The sequence below is a fragment of the uncultured Ellagibacter sp. genome, from assembly GCF_934643285.1.
Lineage (GTDB): Bacteria > Actinomycetota > Coriobacteriia > Coriobacteriales > Eggerthellaceae > Ellagibacter.
In genome coordinates, this window is the sequence record NZ_CAKUBT010000028.1 from 1 (window position 1) to 15912 (window position 15912).

General features: G+C 61.0%; 14 protein-coding genes and 1 tRNA gene. 4 read left to right on the forward strand and 11 right to left on the reverse strand.

Annotated features, from left to right (window positions below):
• Together Q0I65_RS08780 and Q0I65_RS08785 are read right to left on the reverse strand one after the other, a co-directional pair.
• Positions 1–1301 (reverse strand): ABC transporter ATP-binding protein (locus tag Q0I65_RS08780; protein WP_296062571.1); only part of this gene is annotated, 1301 nt, incomplete at its 3' end.
• Positions 1301–2074 (reverse strand): energy-coupling factor transporter transmembrane component T, encoded by a 774-nt coding sequence (locus Q0I65_RS08785; protein WP_296062574.1) that lies wholly within the window; start codon positions 2072–2074, stop codon positions 1301–1303. The genes Q0I65_RS08780 and Q0I65_RS08785, both read right to left, overlap by 1 nt.
• A gap of 94 nt (positions 2075–2168) precedes the next feature.
• Here Q0I65_RS08785 and Q0I65_RS08790 point away from each other — a divergent pair, with 94 nt between their 5' ends.
• The 4 genes from Q0I65_RS08790 to Q0I65_RS08805 all read left to right on the forward strand — a co-directional run bounded on the left by Q0I65_RS08790 (position 2169) and on the right by Q0I65_RS08805 (position 6401).
• Entirely contained in the window at positions 2169–3221 is a 1053-nt protein-coding gene (locus Q0I65_RS08790) for an AraC family transcriptional regulator (protein ID WP_296062576.1), read from the forward strand.
• A gap of 450 nt (positions 3222–3671) precedes the next feature.
• A complete protein-coding gene (locus tag Q0I65_RS08795) occupies positions 3672–4049 on the forward strand; it encodes a hypothetical protein (RefSeq protein WP_296062578.1) in 378 nt (125 codons plus the stop codon).
• A 176-nt stretch (positions 4050–4225) separates the two neighbouring features.
• A complete protein-coding gene (locus Q0I65_RS08800; RefSeq protein WP_296062580.1) occupies positions 4226–5347 on the forward strand; it encodes a 5-methyltetrahydropteroyltriglutamate--homocysteine S-methyltransferase in 1122 nt (373 codons plus the stop codon).
• A 145-nt stretch (positions 5348–5492) separates the two neighbouring features.
• Positions 5493–6401 carry a LysR family transcriptional regulator gene (locus Q0I65_RS08805; RefSeq protein ID WP_296062583.1) on the forward strand — a complete coding sequence of 303 codons (909 nt, stop codon included), beginning with the start codon at positions 5493–5495 and terminating at the stop codon, positions 6399–6401.
• 576 nt (positions 6402–6977) lie between these two features.
• Here Q0I65_RS08805 and Q0I65_RS08810 read toward each other — a convergent pair.
• From Q0I65_RS08810 to Q0I65_RS08850, 9 genes are all read right to left on the reverse strand, one after another.
• A tRNA-Ala gene (locus tag Q0I65_RS08810) sits at positions 6978–7053 on the reverse strand.
• Positions 7054–7707: 654 nt separating this feature from the next.
• Positions 7708–8571 carry an Mrp/NBP35 family ATP-binding protein gene (locus Q0I65_RS08815; protein WP_158050341.1) on the reverse strand — a complete coding sequence of 288 codons (864 nt, stop codon included), beginning with the start codon at positions 8569–8571 and terminating at the stop codon, positions 7708–7710.
• 155 nt (positions 8572–8726) lie between these two features.
• Positions 8727–9032 carry a CDP-alcohol phosphatidyltransferase gene (locus Q0I65_RS08820; RefSeq protein ID WP_276998991.1) on the reverse strand — a complete coding sequence of 102 codons (306 nt, stop codon included), beginning with the start codon at positions 9030–9032 and terminating at the stop codon, positions 8727–8729.
• Between the two features lie 355 nt (positions 9033–9387).
• Positions 9388–10845, reverse strand: a complete 1458-nt coding sequence (locus Q0I65_RS08825) for a peptidase U32 family protein (RefSeq protein WP_366513249.1) — start codon at positions 10843–10845, stop codon at positions 9388–9390.
• 54 nt (positions 10846–10899) lie between these two features.
• Positions 10900–12417 (reverse strand): cysteine--tRNA ligase, encoded by a 1518-nt coding sequence (gene cysS, locus Q0I65_RS08830; RefSeq protein ID WP_296062593.1) that lies wholly within the window; start codon positions 12415–12417, stop codon positions 10900–10902.
• Positions 12418–12471: 54 nt separating this feature from the next.
• Positions 12472–13200, reverse strand: a complete 729-nt coding sequence (cysE, locus tag Q0I65_RS08835) for a serine O-acetyltransferase (RefSeq protein ID WP_366513251.1) — start codon at positions 13198–13200, stop codon at positions 12472–12474.
• Between the two features lie 36 nt (positions 13201–13236).
• Entirely contained in the window at positions 13237–13731 is a 495-nt protein-coding gene (gene ispF / locus Q0I65_RS08840; protein ID WP_296062595.1) for a 2-C-methyl-D-erythritol 2,4-cyclodiphosphate synthase, read from the reverse strand.
• Positions 13732–13734: 3 nt separating this feature from the next.
• On the reverse strand, positions 13735–14577 hold the full coding sequence (gene ispD / locus Q0I65_RS08845; protein ID WP_296062597.1) for a 2-C-methyl-D-erythritol 4-phosphate cytidylyltransferase: 843 nt from the start codon (positions 14575–14577) through the stop codon (positions 13735–13737).
• 660 nt (positions 14578–15237) lie between these two features.
• On the reverse strand, positions 15238–15912 hold a 675-nt coding region (locus Q0I65_RS08850), incomplete at its 5' end, for a helix-turn-helix transcriptional regulator (RefSeq protein ID WP_296062599.1).

Below are 15912 nucleotides of genomic sequence, written 5' to 3' on the forward strand. Positions count from 1 at the left end.
GCAGCGATGGAAAGCCGTTGGCGCTCCCCGCCTGAAAGGGAGAGCGGGTGCCTGTCGGCAAGACCTTCGAGAGCAAGCGCAGCCTTTATTGCTGCAATCCGGTCCTTATTACCTAGGCCGTCTTCCGCGCCATCCGAAGAGCACGCGCTTGCAAGCTCATCGTCAACTGTGCTGCTGAACAACTGGTACCCCGGTTCTTGCATAACCAGGTACACGCGCCCCGCCCGTTTCCTTGCGCGAAGCGGCACGTCGTCGACCTCGATCACCCCCGCCTTTTCCTTGAGAAGGCCGGCCATGCACCGGGCAAACGTCGTTTTCCCAGCCCCGTTGTGCCCCACAATACCGACGACACTACCCGAAAGGAGGCAGGAATCGAGACCGTTCAAGACCGCAGGCGCACCGCGGTAGCCAGCAACTACGCCGCTCATACGTACGATGGTTTTTCCGTAAGAAGGTGATCTGGAGGCATTCGATGCGACCACGTCGCCCAAGGGCGACACCGCCACAACAGAGTCGATTTCAGCAAGAGAGGCGGCGCGCAGCCCCATATCGGTTCTCGTTTCAAATGGCATAGCAAGGAACTCTGCCGCCGCCCAGTCTCCTATAACCGAGCCATCGCTTATAACCACATAGCGGTCTGCAATACCATCAAGCCACCACAGGCGATGCTCGGAGATAAGCACGGTCTTCCCCTGGCTCTTCAGAAGCGCAACCGTGCGCGCAAGATTCCGCATCGCATGCACATCGAGCGACGCGGTTGGCTCATCAAGCACGAAGATGTCAGGATGCACCGCATAGGCCGATGCCAGGATAACCGACTGCTTCTGCCCGCCGGAAAGCGCCTCGGTACCGCGCCCGAGCAGGCCCTCAATACCGAGCGTTGCCGCTGCCTGCGCCACACGTTCGACCATTTCCTCGCGATCGATTCCGAAGTTCTCGCATCCGAAGGCGATTTCCGAGGTCACGTCGAGATTGACGAACTGGCTACGCGGATTCTGGAACACCGACCCGACATGCGCGGAAAGCTCGCCCATCGTCCATGCGGAAACGGGTTTTCCCGCAACAAGCACCTCACCTTGAAGGTCCCCTTCGTACATAAGAGGAATAAGCGCATTAACGAGGCGCGTAAGCGTTGTCTTGCCACATCCTGACTGCCCGGTCACAACAACGCATTGACCGCGAGGGATCTTAAGCGAAACGTCACGAAGCGATGGACGGGAAGCGCCTTTGTAGCAAAACGTGCATCCATCGAGCTCGATAGCATAGGGCGAAGCCTTCGCCGCGGCGGCATTTTCCATCATCAGAGCACCCCCGCTCTAAAGCAAGCGGAAAGTGCAAGGAGCGCCATCGCAGCAATGAGACACACAACATCGATAGCGCGCACCCTTAAGTGGTAATACGAGGTGCGGTGCGCACTCGCCCCCACGCCGCGAACAACGACCGCGTTCCCCAGCTCGTCGGCAACCTGGCCTAAACGCGCGATCACGGGCACAAGGAAGTGCTCGGCGGTCTTGGCGGGATGGCACACGACCGATTTCGGCGTGAGAGCGATGCCGCGCGTCTTCATCGCGTCGGCGACGGCAGAGAATTCGCGTCCCATGGTGGGAAGGAAACGAAACGCCACGCACACGCCAACCGACACGTTCGCGGGAACGCGCATCGCCTGCAGCGCGCAAGCGAGCTCGCCGAGACGCGTGGTTGCGATCATGTTGAAAGCGAACATGAAGGCGGGCAAAACATGGCGGTACATGAGAAGCGACGCCGCAAAGGGCGAAAGCAGGGTGTTCCCGCTCGCCACGAACAGCTGCGCCGTCACGGCGAACAGCGCATAGAAGGCAAGCCAGCGCACGATCGCGGAGAAGCGACGGCAATACGCCATCACGACAACGGTAAGCGCCAAAACGCCCATCTCGGCGAACAGGCTTTGCATAAGCGCCATCTGCACGTTGATCGCCGCCAGAACCGCAAGCGACGTACGCGGGTCAAGATGGCGCGGTGCAGCGTTGGCAGACGTCGAAGGCTGCGTCTGCACTACCGCGTTCAAGGGCAAAGGCGCGCCCATCGAAAGAGCCATGCGATTATCGTCCTTCTTCCTACTAGTTAGCCATATATAACTATTTACGATAAAATACAGTTCAATAAGGCAATGCGGAAGACGGAACGGGAAGATGGAAAACTACGCCGAAAAGAATTCAAGTTCTACCGAAAAATCAAACGGAAGCTACGCCTCAGAACAAGGAAACCCGCTTTACGACATGTTCGTCACGCAGCTTTCTCAGTTGCACACCGTATGCGCGAAGGAAGCGCTCGCGCGCGGATTCGGACAGGCAAACCTGGTGCGAAGCATCGGCGAGACATGGTTCGTCGACCCCCGATACGGCAGGGGCTCTTATTGGTTCTACCTCATGGACGGCGACACCATCGTCGTGTCGATGGACATCACATACGAACGCGCCGTGGAGGCAGTCATAGAGACTATTCCCTATCTGGGGTTCGGCCTCTATGAGCATGCGATGCCCATGTATTGCTCGCCTGAGTGCGCTGGATCAAACTGCAAGCTCATAGGGCACGACTGGGATGGCGGCCCCTACATAAGCTCGTTCGAGCCCGGCAAGCGACTGTCATCGGCGTCGATCACCATAGCCCCCGAAGCGATACACCGCTATGCGGATGCCTTACACTGCGACGAGAAGGAACTACGCCGCGCCATCGAGCAGCTCATCACGTCGGACGGCGTGCCCGGCTTGCCCTCGGCACTTCGAGGGCTTGACATCACCTACCCCGCCGCATCAGTAGCCGATGCGTATTATCACGCCAAGGTGATTGAATGTTTCGCGCTGCTTGCGAGCGGCATTCCCGGGAAGGGCACAGCAGCCGAGGCCGCACGCATAAGCGACAAGGATTGCGTCGAATGCATCTGCTCTTACATCGACGGCAACCTATCATCCGATCTCAGCACGAAAACGCTGTGCAATATCGCCCATGTAAGCGAGGGGAAAATGATATCGGCGTTCCGCAATGTACAGGGAGACACCCCGCAAAGCTACATCCGCGCACGGCGCCTGGAGCACGGTCGGCGCCTTCTCCTTGATGGAAGCCGCGAAATCGGCGGAATCGCCAAAAGCGCAGGCTATCGCAACCAAGGAGCGTTCACCGACGCATTCAAGCGCGCCTACGGAACAACGCCGCGCGCCTATCGCAAAAGATTGCGCATCGGATAGGGCAGAGCATCGCGCTATACCCCGCCACCCCGAAAACAGGTGGGAGCCGGCCATGCGAGCGACTCAGATTAGAGGGGCGATGGGAAACGAAGGTCAACCGCCGGCGACGCTACACGCTTGCAGTCATACGGGAGGCGTTCTTCGCGCTGCTGGCCGAAGCCGGCTTCGCAAAGATGACGGTGGCGGACATCTGCCGCCGCGCCGATTTCAACCGGATCGTCCACAACGTTCAGGGCAACCTGGCCGTCTGCGCTTGCGGGCCGACAACCACCTGCCGCGGGCCGCAATCAACCCAGTAGGTGGTTGCGAGAATAGCCAGCACTGTCGTGGCTTGCAGATACCTATCGCGGTCGCCACTTTATCCTGATAGTGCTATTATTCTAACTTGAAACCAACCACAGATGAGGGTTATGCCCGACGACGACGCGCTCACCGCAGAAGAGGTCGCGAATGCTCCGCGCCTTCTCACTCGACGGCCGGGAGCCTTTCGTCATCGCCGGCAACGACCTTTCGGGCGACATTATCGCCTACGCCCTCGCCGCCGCTGGGCTGCCGGTCTCGCGTGCCCACGTGGGCAGCTACACCGCGCTCGTCAACCCGTACGCAAAGCAAGCGAACGCGGCGCTCGTCTCGAAGGGATGCGCCGACGTGGCGATCGGCGTCGAGCGTTTGGCGAAGGAGCTGCCCCTGTGGCTCTGCGTTACTGTGGTGGTGCCGCCTCTTGTTCGGCGACACCTGCATAATCGCATGCTTGGTCGCCGACAGACGCGGCATCGGGCGCGCTCCACATCCGTCGTCCCGTTTCGTTTCGTCCCAAAGGGAAGATAGGAGGCGTACTCCTTATCGATAGGAGTTTCCTATGGCGAATACTCCGAATCAAATATTTTCCGATTTCCGAGCGTATGACTATACTTCACAACGAAACAAGGCGCCGCAGCCGCGAGCGCACGAAACCGAGCAGCGCCTAGGCGCATGCGAGCAAACATCCAACCGAAAGGCAGACAATGGCAGTGAACTATGGACCGAATCGATACGACGTCGTCGGCAGCTTCCTTCGCCCCGCGAAGCTGAAGCAGGCGCGCGAGGATTTCAGCGCAGGCGCAATCGACGCCGCAGCTTTGAAGGCAGTCGAGGACGAGTGCATCACCGACCTCATCGCGAAGGAGAAAAAGGCCGGCCTGCGCTTCATCACCGACGGCGAATTCCGCCGTGCGACCTGGCATCTTGACTTCATGTGGGCATTCGAGGGCATCGGCCATTCCACAACCGAAGACGGCCTGCCGTTCCACGACGAGGCCGCCAAGATCGACGACACCTATCTGACGGGGAAGATTTCGCTCGCAGGCGAGCATCCCTTCGTCGAGCACTTCCGCTTCGTACAGTCCTTCGAGGACGAGAACACCACGGCGAAGCTGACGATTCCCGCGCCCGCGCAGTTCATCGAGCAGTTCATCATGCCCATGAACCGCAAGGCGACCGACGCCGCATACGGAAGCGACGCGCTCCTAGAAGACGACATCGTCGCCGCCTACCTGGCATTCATCGAGCAGGTTCACGCCGCGGGCTGTCGCAACCTGCAGTTTGACGACTGCTCGTGGGGATGCCTTGTCGACCCGAAGGCAGAGCTTTTCTTCGGGACCGACCAAGCGGGACTCGCGCGCATCAAGGAAACGCTGCTGCGCGTGAACAACCGCGTGCTCGACGCCGCGCCCGCCGACCTGCGCATCAACACGCACGTATGCCGCGGCAATTTCCACAGCACGTGGGCCTGCGAGGGCGGCTATGACGACGTCGCCGATGCCCTGCTCGCAAACGAGCACGTGAACGCTTACTTCCTCGAGTTCGACGACGAGCGCTCCGGCAGCTTCGCACCGCTTTCGAGCGTGCCCGCGGGCAAGAAGGTCGTGCTCGGACTTGTCACCACAAAGCGTGCCGAGCTCGAGGATAAGCAGGCCGTCATCGCGCGCATCCACGAGGCGGCGAAGTACGTGCCGCTCGAGAACCTCTGCCTCTCCCCGCAGTGCGGCTTCGCAAGCTGCGAGATTGGCAACAAGCTCACCGAGGAGCAGCAGTGGGCGAAGGTGGCGCTCGTGCGCGAGATCGCCGAGGAAGTGTGGGGCGACTAGCTTAGGCCGCGCGCACGCCGCGCGTGGCCCCCGAGGGGGAGGGCAAACAAGCTCTCCCCCTTTTGAGTTCTTTGCGCGAAACGCCTGCAAGGATGTTATTTTCCCCCTATCCTTGAACACCGATGGCCACAGGCGAGGAGCGCTCATGAAACTGCAGCAACTGAAATACGTCGTGAAAGTCGCCGAAGTGGGCAACATCACCGAGGCGTCGAGGCGCCTGTTCGTGTCCCAGCCGTCCATCACCGCCGCAATCCACGATCTGGAGCGAGAAATGGGCGTCGTCATCTTCGAACGCACGAACAAAGGCGTCGTGGTGACATCGGAGGGTGAGACGTTTTTGGGATACGCCCGGCAGGTGCTCGAACAGGCTGACCTTCTGGAGGAGAAGTACAAGGGCGAGACGCAGCAAGTCCCCCACTTCGCTGTCTCCTGTCAGCACTACTCGTTTGCCGTTAACGCGTTTGTCGACGTCATACGCGAGTTTAACGCCTTCCGCTACGATTTCACCCTGCGCGAGGAGCAAACGCACGAGATCGTCGAGGACGTCTCGCGCATGAAAAGCGAGCTGGGGATCATCTACCTCTCCAAGCGAAACCACGAGGTCATCGAGAAAATGCTGCGAAGCCAAGACCTTCTATTCGAGCCCCTGTTCACCGCCGAGCCGCACGTGTTCATCTCGAGCGCTCATCCGCTTGCGGAGCGCGAGTCTGTAACGCTCGACGACCTCGACGACTTCCCCTACCTTTCCTACGAGCAGGGAGATTTCAACTCGTTCTACTTCAGCGAGGAGCTGCTCAGCACGCTCGACCGCCGCAAGAACATCCGCGTGCGCGACCGCGCGACGCTGTTCAACCTGGCCGTGGGGCTGAATGGGTACACCGTGTGCAGCGGGGTCATATCGCACGAGCTCAACGGCGAGAACATCATCTCCATTCCGCTGGACGTGGACGAGACCATGACCATCGGGATTATCACCCGCAGAAACACCACGCCCACGCGCTACGGGAAAGCCTACCGGGAGGCAATCAAACGCCACATCCCGCAAAGTTCGTAATTGCGACGAGTAAGAAAGCAAGATTGCAACGCAACAGAAACGAGCGAACAGGAAAACAGTGGCGCAAAACCGAGTTGCTCCCGCAATGCGCATCCTGGACACAACCCGCTACCCCCGTTTGAGAAACGTGGCACAAAAAACGAGGTATCCCGACAAAGTCCACGCCAAAGGGAAGATTCTGGCACGAAAACCGAGTTACCCCAAGAGGAAGGCCCCCAAACGAGGAGAAGCCGTCGAATAGAAACCGCCTCGAACAAGGAATCCCCAGGTCATGAGGTTGCCGCTATTCAGCTACCTTCTCGTCCCGCGTTTTCCAGTGGGATAACTCGGAATTCCTGCCACAATTGGGCTTTGGGGGCGTACTTTTTTGGTAGCAACAGCCCGCAGAACCGTTTACCCTCAGGGGAATCAAAACTAGGGTGCACGTTTCGCCCCAGAAGCCCACTCCGTCCTATAAGCCCCATTTGCCCTCGCAAAGCGCAAAGCTGCCCGAATCCTCGCAGGATTCGGATCCCTTCCCTTTAACCTGGAGATAAAAAAATCGCTGGCCGATTGTTCGACCAGCGATTGAATTCATGGTGGAGAATAGGGGGTTCGAACCCCTGACCTCATGGCTGCCAGCCATGCGCTCTCCCAGCTGAGCTAATTCCCCGTAAAAGGTGCATCGACTATACTAACAGAACGACGATTTCGGTCAAGCACTTTTTTGAAAAAGTTTTCAACGAGTTTGCCGAAGCCGCACACAGCGGTCGTAACGCCGCCGGCGAGCGCAAGAGGTCGCCACGCCCCGATAAGCCGCACGCGAGAACATGCGCACGCCACCATCCCCTTCTTCCGCAAAAAACATATGGAGGTTTCAGCGCAATCTCCTCGAGCAATTAAGCGATAAGACCCACAGCCGGGACGCCGACTTGACACGATGCCGCCTGCTGCAAGATTGCGCCAGCGCGAGGCGCGAGCCCGAAAAATATCCCCCAGCACCCCAACCGGCTTCATCGATTACTCGTGTACAAAATTGACGATAAGTTGTGAAGAAATAGTGATACTGCCTGATTATCCCTCTTAGCTGTCCCAAAAGTGTCGCACCAAAAGCGAAATCGCGTCACGTTATTCCTCAAATTCGCTCATTTTGAGGAGTTTTACATAGTTTCTGCATAACATATCGTCGTTTTTGTACAGGGGCACCGTACCCTACTCCAAAACAAAAGCGCCGCCTCGTTCCGCGAGGCGGCGCTTGTCTAATCACATGCTTGGTGAATCACACGCTTGAGAAGCCTGCCCCTGGGGTCAAGCCTTCTCGCGAGCGCTATTCGGCCTTCTCCTCGGCCTCTTCGCGCTTTGCGGCCTCCACGTGCGCGATGATGTCGTCGAGCGCACCGGCAACGTCGTATTCCTCGACCTTGCCCTCGTCGCACAGAGCTGCGAACTTCGGGTCGATCGGCAGCGTGGCCACTGCAGGGATGCCGTACTTCTCGGCAACGGCAGCACCCTGGGGCTCGCCGAAGATGTGGTGTTCCTTGCCGCACTCGTCGCACTTGAAGTACGCCATGTTCTCGACCAGGCCCACAACGGGGACATCCAGGTCGTGCGCCAGGTTGACCGCCTTGCCGACGATCATGGCAACAAGCTCCTGAGGTGCGGAAACGGTAACGATGCCATCAACGGGCAGCATCTGGAACACCGTGAGGAACACATCCGACGTTCCCGGAGGCATGTCGATCAGCATGTAGTCGACGTCGCCCCAGTTGGTCTCATCCCAGAACTGCTTGATGATGCCGGAGACAACTGGGCCGCGCCATGCGACAGGCATGTCGCCCTTCGGGAGCATGAGGTTCACGGACATGACCTTGATGCCGCTGTCGGTAAGCGCCGGGTAGATGCCCGTCTCGTCGGCATGCAGCTTGTCAGTCACGCCGAACGTCTTCGGGATGGAGGGGCCGGTGACGTCAGCGTCCAGGATGCCGACGTTGAAACCCTTCTTGCGCAGCTCGCTTGCAAGCAGGCTCGTCACGAGGGACTTACCGACGCCGCCCTTGCCGGACACAACGCCGATCACGTGCTTCACGTTGCTCGCCGCGTTGGTCGTGTACTTGGAAGGCGCCGTGCGCTCGCCGCAACCCTCAACGCCGCAGCTGCCGCACGAATGCGAGCACTCTTGTTCTTCTGCCATAAGGCTTCTCTCTTTCTCGTCGTCTAAGCCAAAGGCCGCTCCCCCTGGCGCGACCACCGTTACGAGTCACATGGTATCACAACAGTAGCAATTAAAGAGGCGGCCGAAGCCGCCTTAAGGTATTGCTATTTGATTGTTGAAGTGGCCCTCGCCTTTTACTCGTCTTCGGGCTTTTCCGATGCGTAGAATGTCGCGTCGTCGAACACTTCCTTCAGGCTCTTGCCATCGACGAAGGGAATGTCGAGGAACTCGCCGACCGTCGGCACAAGCTCGCTGCAATCGACGTAGTGGCCCTTCTCGTTTTTCTGGGAGGTGTCCTGCGCGCGCCAGTACCGATCGTTCACATCGGTGAGGTAATAGCTCGCTCCGTTGACGTCCATGTACACCGAATGCTTGGCGCGCAGGTACATGGGCATATCCTCAAAGGATATTTCGAGAGCATCGACCGCCTTGGTTCCCATAAGCGACCCCTTTCATCGGGTTTACCTTGGGAACATGATATCAAGAAGCGCGCGGAGTTTTAAGTGTTGGGCGAAGAATTAGCAAGCACCAGGCGCTTTTTCGAAATCCCACGTGAAAGTGGCTATATCACGCCCCCGGGCGTAGCTACTCAGAAGGGAAAACGAGTCGGGAGTTGGCGGGACAGCGCGACGGGAATCGCCTCGGGGGCTCGGCTCGTGTATCCCGAAATGGGAACGTGACGCCCACGAGAGCTCGCGCCGATCGCGGGCGTCACGCTACCCTATGCGCCCGAGCGTGCCGAGCGCCGGAGCTGGGCGGGGCGGGGCGGTCGGCGCCCAGCGGCGGCTGCCTTCCCTACGCGCCCGAGCGCGCCGAGCGCCGGAAGCGACGCACGCGCAAGAAGTCCCCCGCAGCGGGAAGGGCGAAGTCGGTGATGCCCGTACCCACGCGAGTCGCGAGAACGCCGTCGGCACCAGCTGCAGCGGCATCGCTCGCCCCGGCGTCGGCTGCAACGTTGGTACCGGCCTCGAGAACAGCGGCAGCCCCAGCGTTGGCCTCGGTCCCAGTCGCGGCCGCGGCACTCACCTCGGCCACGGCTCCGGCTCCGGCAGCCTCGACAACTGCACCTTCCCCAACCCCTGTCCCGACCGTGAAGCGATAGATGCCGCACGAGCGATTCGCCACGGGCACGGGCACCGGCGCAGGGTCGGGGTCGCTTTCCGTGGGATCGGGCAACCACGTGAGATTGCGCACGACAACGCGGGTAATCGGCACCCGCGGGCTGAGGACCTCGAGTTCCTCCCCTTCCGCGAAGCGATTGCGACAGCGCGCAACGATGGTGCGGTCCTCGGGGTCGGCAGCGACGACGTCGGCTACGTGCATCGCCTGCTGCTCATAGCCATCGTAGTTAGGAGCCTGCTCAGCCTCGCCAAAGAAGAACCCCGTCCCATACGGGCGATGCGACACCGCCTCCAGCTCAGGGGCGAAATCGGCGACCGGCGCACCGTCAAGCACCTGACGATATGCGTTCACGACGCTGGCCACGTAAAACGCCTTCTTATTGCGCCCTTCGATCTTGATGGAGTCCACGCCCGCCGCCCGCAGCGCGTCAAGGTGCGCGAGCATGTTCATGTCCTTCGCGTTCATGATGAACGTGCCGCGGTCGTCTTCCTCGATGGGAAAATGCTCGCCCGGACGCTTCTCCTCCTCGAGCGTGTAGCTCCAGCGGCAGGGCTGCGTGCAGTGCCCGCGGTTGCCCGAGCGGCCGGTGAGATAGGAGCTGATGAGACAGCGCCCCGAGACCGCCATGCACATGGCGCCGTGCGCGAAGGCCTCGATTTCCATGTCGGCCGGCATCTCCTCGCGCATGCGGGCGATATCGTCAAGCGACATCTCCCGCGCGCACACCACGCGGCTCGCGCCCAGGCTATGCCACACGCACGCCGCCTCAGAGTTGGCGACGGAGGCCTGGGTGGACACGTGGAGCGCCACGCGCGGGGCCACGCGACGGGCGATGGCGGCCGCTCCCAAATCGCCGATGATGAAGGCGTCGACCCCCGCCGCATCGAGCGCACAGAAATAGTCAGGCAGCGCTGCCAGGTCGCCTTGCTCCATGAGGATGTTCGCGGTGACGTGCACCTTCACGCCCGCAGCGTGGGCGATTTCCACTGCGGCGGGGATGTCCTCAAGCGCGAAGTTCGCCGCGCGGGCACGCATGCCGAAGCGATCGGAGGCCAGGTACACCGCGTCCGCGCCGAAGCGCACGGCAGCGCGCAGCTGTTCGATACCCCCTGCAGGCGCAAGGAGCTCCATGTTGCGTTGGGTATTCAGATGATCACTCTTCCGCTCGTCTGAGGCGCGCCTGCGCTACGCCATTTCCACCTGAGGGCCTTGCGGCGTGTCCTTGATCGCGAGGCCGAGCGCTGCCATGCCATCGCGCACGGCGTCGGCGCGGGCCCAGTCCTTCGAAGCGCGCGCCTCAGCACGAAGGGCCACGAGCGCCTCGACGGCCTCGGTCGCGTTGCCGCCCGCGTATCCGGCGAGCTCGGCGGCAAGATCGACGACCTCGGCAGGGTAGGCGTCGCCCTCGGCAGTTGCCGCCGCGACGTCGATACCGAACACGCCCATGAGCTCGGCGATCGAGTCGCGCGCGGCAATGAGCGCCGGCGCATCGGCCGCGGTGGGCTCCTTGCCCGCTATCGCGCTGTTCACGTCACCAACCAGGGTAAACACCGCGCCCAGTGCGGCAGGGGCGTTGAAGTCGTCGTCCATCGCGTCGACAAAGGCCGCGCGCGCCGCCTGCACGGCCCCCTCGATCGCCGCAGCGTCGAGCGCGCTTGCGCCCTCGGCCGTCGCGGACGCAAGCAGCCACTCGAGGTTCTTCACCGTGTTCTCGATGCGCGTGAGCGCCGCATCGGCCTCGGCCAAGCGGGCGTCGCCGAACACAAGCGGGCTGCGATAGTGCGTCTGCAGCATGAGCATGCGAAGCGTCTCAGGACGCACAATGTCGAGCGCCTCGTGCAGAAGCAGGAAGTTGTTGAGCGATTTCGACATCTTCTCGATCTCGCCGGTCTTCTCGTTGGCAATCTGGAGCATGCCGGAGTGCATCCAATGGCGCGCGAACGTGCAGCCGCACGCGGCCTCGCTTTGCGCACGCTCGTTCTCATGATGCGGGAACACCAGGTCAGCGCCGCCGCCGTGGATGTCGAAAGGAAGCCCCAGGTACTTGCGCGACATGGCCGAGCACTCGATGTGCCAGCCCGGACGCCCCTTGCCCCAGGGGGAATCCCACGAAGGCTCGCCAGGCTTGGCCGCCTTCCACAGGGCGAAGTCGAGCGGGTCGCGTTTGCGGGCCTCAAGGCCCTGGCCATCGGCGCGAAGCTCGCGGTGGCCCGATTCCATCTCGTCGATGTTGCGGCCGGAAAGCTCGCCGTAAGCGGGGTACGAGCGCACGCTGAAGTACACGTCGCCTTCGACCTCGTAGGCGTGACCGCCATCGACGAGCTCCTGAACAAGCGCGATCATATCGGGAATCTCACCCGTGGCGCGCGGGCGCACGTCGGGGTCGAGCACGCCAGCCGCGTGCATGTCGTCGATGAACGCCTGGGTGTACTCGGCGGCCACTTCTGCCGCACTTCTACCCTCTTCACCTGCACGTTTGATGATCTTATCGTCGACGTCGGTGACATTTTGCACAAACGTCACGTCGAAGCCGCGCCAAATGAGATAGCGGCGAATCACGTCGAAGCTGATGAACGTGCGCGCGTTGCCGATGTGGATGCGGTTGTACACGGTCGGGCCGCAGACGTACATGCTGATCTTGCCGGGCTCCTTCGGCTGGAACTCGACTTTTTGGCGCAGCTTGGTGTCATAGATCTTAATCATAAGGTTCCTGATACTTTCTTGTGATAGCTGGGAAAGCGCTCGTTCAGCGGGCGCCTAGTCCTCTTCCAAATCCTCCGGGTTTACGGGCTCGACATCGGCGAGCGCCTTCTTGAACTGCGGACAGACCTCGTCGCGCAACGCGGCGATCTGCGCCTCCAAGTAGTCGATGCGTGCGCAGTTGGAGCGATGCTGCTCTTCCACGATATCGGGAAGGTTTTCCATGCGCTTCGCGGTGGCAGACTGCTCGCTGGTGACTCGCTTGCCATCGCGCTTGACGATGCGCCCGGGGATGCCGACGACCGTGCAGTTGGGCGGCACGTCCTTCACCGCCACCGCGCCGCCGCCGATCTTGGAGTTATCGCCGACGGTGATGTTGCCAAGCACCGCCGCGCCCACGCCCACGATGACGTTGTTGCCGAGAGTCGGATGGCGCTTGCCGGTCTCGTTGCCGGTACCGCCGAGCGTGACGCCCTGGTAGAGCGTGCAATCATCGCCGATGATGGTGGTCTCGCCGATGATGACGCCCATGGCATGGTCGATGAAGAACCGGCGGCCGATCTGGGCGCCCGGGTGAATTTCCACACCCGTCATGAAGCGCGTGAACTGCGACGATATGCGCGCGAGGCTCTTTAGGCCATGATTCCACAGCCAGTGTTCCACCACATGCGACCAGCGCGCGTGGAGGCCTGGGTAGGTGAGCCAGATGACGAACGAGCTTTGCGCAGCAGGATCTCGTTCCTTAACGGCACGGACATCTTCGGCGATCGTCTTGAAAATATTCATAGCAAACCCCTCTGTTCAAGTAGGATTATAGCAAACTCAATCCGTACATCGAACGAGAAGAGCCACCGCCGTAGCCGAAATGCCCTCTTCGCGGCCTTCGAAGCCCAAATGCTCAGTCGTGGTCGCCTTCACGCCCACGTTTTCAGGGGAGATGCCCATCGCGCGCGCCAGGTTCTCGCGCATCTGATCGCGATAGGGGGAAAGCTTCGGCGCCTGAGCAGCGATGACGCTGTCGACGTCGAGGATCTCGTAGCCGCGATCGCGCACGAAACCGGCCACAGCGGCGAGCAGCTTCATGGAGTCGGCGCCTTCGTAAGCGGGATCGGTGTCGGGGAACAGCTTGCCAATGTCCCCTCCGCGAACGCCGCCCAAAAGCGCGTCGGCCACCGCATGCGCGAGCACGTCGGCATCGGAGTGCCCGAGAAGGCCCCGCGTATGGGGAATATCCACGCCGCCCATGATGAGCTTGCGCCCTTCCGTGAGCTGGTGGACATCGTAGCCCTGGCCGATCCGGAGGTTCCTGGGGTCCATCGATTATTCCTCCGGCTGCTTCAGATAGAGCGCGCGCACGGCAGCAGCGAGCATCATGTAGTCCTCAGGCACCGTGAGCTTGATGTTGTTGCGCTTGCCTTCCACCACGAGGACCTTGCCGCCGAGGCGCTCGATAAGCGAGGAGTCGTCGGTGCCCACGAAGCCATCGGAAAGCGCGCTCGCGTGCGCACGGCGGTAAATTCCCGTGCGGAAAACCTGCGGCGTTTGCGCATCCCAGAACACGCGGCGGTCGGGCGTGCCCATGATGACGCCGTCTTCCACAATCTTGAGCGTATCAACCGCGGGGTGCCCCACGATGACGCCGTCGCAATCGATGTTGCCCTTGCAGGTGTTGATGGTGTGCAAGATGAGCTCGGGAGAAACGAGCGGGCGCGCGCCGTCGTGTAAGACGACGTACTCGTATTCATCGGTGACGTACTCGAGGCCAGAAAACGCCGACTCCTGGCGCGAAGGACCCGAGGGCGCGACCACGATGGGCGTGACGAACGGGAACGGGTTGATCGCGCGGTTGAGGTATTCCTCCTGGCGATCTTCGGGGCACACGATGACGATGAGTCCCACGTCACCCACGGCGTCAAAGGCCTCTGCCGACCAAGTGAGAATAGGCTTCCCAGCGATTTCGACGAGCTGCTTGCCGCCTTCGCGACCGAAACGCTCGCCCGAACCGCCCGCCAGGATGATGGCGGCCGTCTTCGGCTTGGGGTCGACAACGCCCTGCAAGCCGCACACCGTTTTCGTGAGCGCATCGAAGTCGAGGTCATCGAACATCGCGTCCGGCACATCGAGCACGGAGGGCGTGTATATAGGGTCGATCGTTTTCGGCATGAGAGTCCTTCCCTTGTTCGTCGGGCCGCGGGGGTGCGAGTGCGCCCGAGACCCGACGCATCGTTTGCGTGCTATTTTACGGCAAGCAGCGAGCGAGCGGAGGCATTCCGCATAACAAGTTGAAAGAGGCTGCGGGCTGCGTGCGGGCGCGAGGCGAGTTGATGGTGCTTGGGTAGCACAAGTGAGTTGACGGAGCCTGGGCCGAGAGATGCACCGACAAGCTTGGCCAAAGCGCGGGACGCGAGAGGAGTTGGCGACCCCGATCGGAGACGGAGAGCTGGCAGGGCGTGCGGGACGCACTTGTAGGCTTGGACGGCACATGGGCGGGCGGCCCGCTCGGATGTAGCAGTCCACCCACTTCGTGGCCAACTGAACGAGTTGCGCGACGTTGCAAGACCGGAAAATGCCGCTTTTTCCCGCCTCAACCCGAGTCGAGTCCGCTGTCGTCGGCGTTTGCCCAGGTCGACAATTGCTGCCCCTTCGCCTTCCCCATTTTCGACAGCGCACAACTCGCTCTGTTGACCACGAACTAGGGGGTTTGCTGCAAACAAACCATTCATCGTCCCATTCAACGACATCCGGAGCCGAGGCCAATAGAATATCGGCTAAACCCGGAAGGCAAAGACAGGCGAACTGCATTCCACGGCAGAAAGAGAGGCGCTATCTGCCTGCTTTGATCTCCTGAACTCGATTTTCGACAATCGTGATGAGATCTTGCTGAGAGTGAATGTCCATTTTCCCGTAGATATGGTAGATATGGCTGCGGACCGTGTGGTTGGACACGCAGAGCTCGTCGCAGATATAAGCGGTATCGCGGCCCTTCGCGCAAAGGGCGAACACCTCGCTCTCGCGGGGCGACAGCGCAAACTGCTCGCACACATCGTCGCAAGCTATCTTCCACGCCGCAGGGGCAGCGGGAGCGGCATGCGACTCGCCGTCTTTCGCATTGGAGCCTCTCATCGAGTCGTAGGAGAAGGCCATCACGACGAACATGAGCACGAGGATCATAGCGATCGGAAGCACCTGGGAGAGATGCCAGGAGGGGAACGCCGAGTCGACCAGCATGACCCCGAGCGCAAGCGCCCAGCCGAGAAACATGCCCGCCGCGTTGCTCAACCTGCCAAGCGCAAAATACTTCGGGTACGAGATTTTGTACTCGTCGATCATCGACAAGAGCTGGCTCATGCTGAGCATATCGAAGCTGGTGAAGCTGAACATGAGAAGCACGCAGCTCGCAAAAAGCAAATTGACGTGCAACGGGACTGCGGCAGGAATCTTGTACCTGCCCGAGCCCATTCTACTGCGCCTGCTGCGCGGCGAACGGCGGGACCGGGT

What these genes read in the sequence shown, in the direction of transcription:
- Q0I65_RS08800 (WP_296062580.1), top strand. Translation starts at nt 4,226, where the DNA reads ATGGCAGTGAACTATGGACCGAATCGATACGACGTCGTCGGCAGCTTC.
- Q0I65_RS08815 (WP_158050341.1), bottom strand. Translation starts at nt 8,571, where the DNA reads ATGGCAGAAGAACAAGAGTGCTCGCATTCGTGCGGCAGCTGCGGCGTT.
- Q0I65_RS08790 (WP_296062576.1), top strand. Translation starts at nt 2,169, where the DNA reads ATGGAAAACTACGCCGAAAAGAATTCAAGTTCTACCGAAAAATCAAAC.
- Q0I65_RS08825 (WP_366513249.1), bottom strand. Translation starts at nt 10,845, where the DNA reads ATGGAGCTCCTTGCGCCTGCAGGGGGTATCGAACAGCTGCGCGCTGCC.
- Q0I65_RS08820 (WP_276998991.1), bottom strand. Translation starts at nt 9,032, where the DNA reads ATGGGAACCAAGGCGGTCGATGCTCTCGAAATATCCTTTGAGGATATG.
- ispF (WP_296062595.1), bottom strand. Translation starts at nt 13,731, where the DNA reads ATGGACCCCAGGAACCTCCGGATCGGCCAGGGCTACGATGTCCACCAG.
- ispD (WP_296062597.1), bottom strand. Translation starts at nt 14,577, where the DNA reads ATGCCGAAAACGATCGACCCTATATACACGCCCTCCGTGCTCGATGTG.
- Q0I65_RS08785 (WP_296062574.1), bottom strand. Translation starts at nt 2,074, where the DNA reads ATGGCTCTTTCGATGGGCGCGCCTTTGCCCTTGAACGCGGTAGTGCAG.
- Q0I65_RS08805 (WP_296062583.1), top strand. Translation starts at nt 5,493, where the DNA reads ATGAAACTGCAGCAACTGAAATACGTCGTGAAAGTCGCCGAAGTGGGC.
- Q0I65_RS08795 (WP_296062578.1), top strand. Translation starts at nt 3,672, where the DNA reads ATGCTCCGCGCCTTCTCACTCGACGGCCGGGAGCCTTTCGTCATCGCC.
- cysE (WP_366513251.1), bottom strand. Translation starts at nt 13,200, where the DNA reads ATGAATATTTTCAAGACGATCGCCGAAGATGTCCGTGCCGTTAAGGAA.
- cysS (WP_296062593.1), bottom strand. Translation starts at nt 12,417, where the DNA reads ATGATTAAGATCTATGACACCAAGCTGCGCCAAAAAGTCGAGTTCCAG.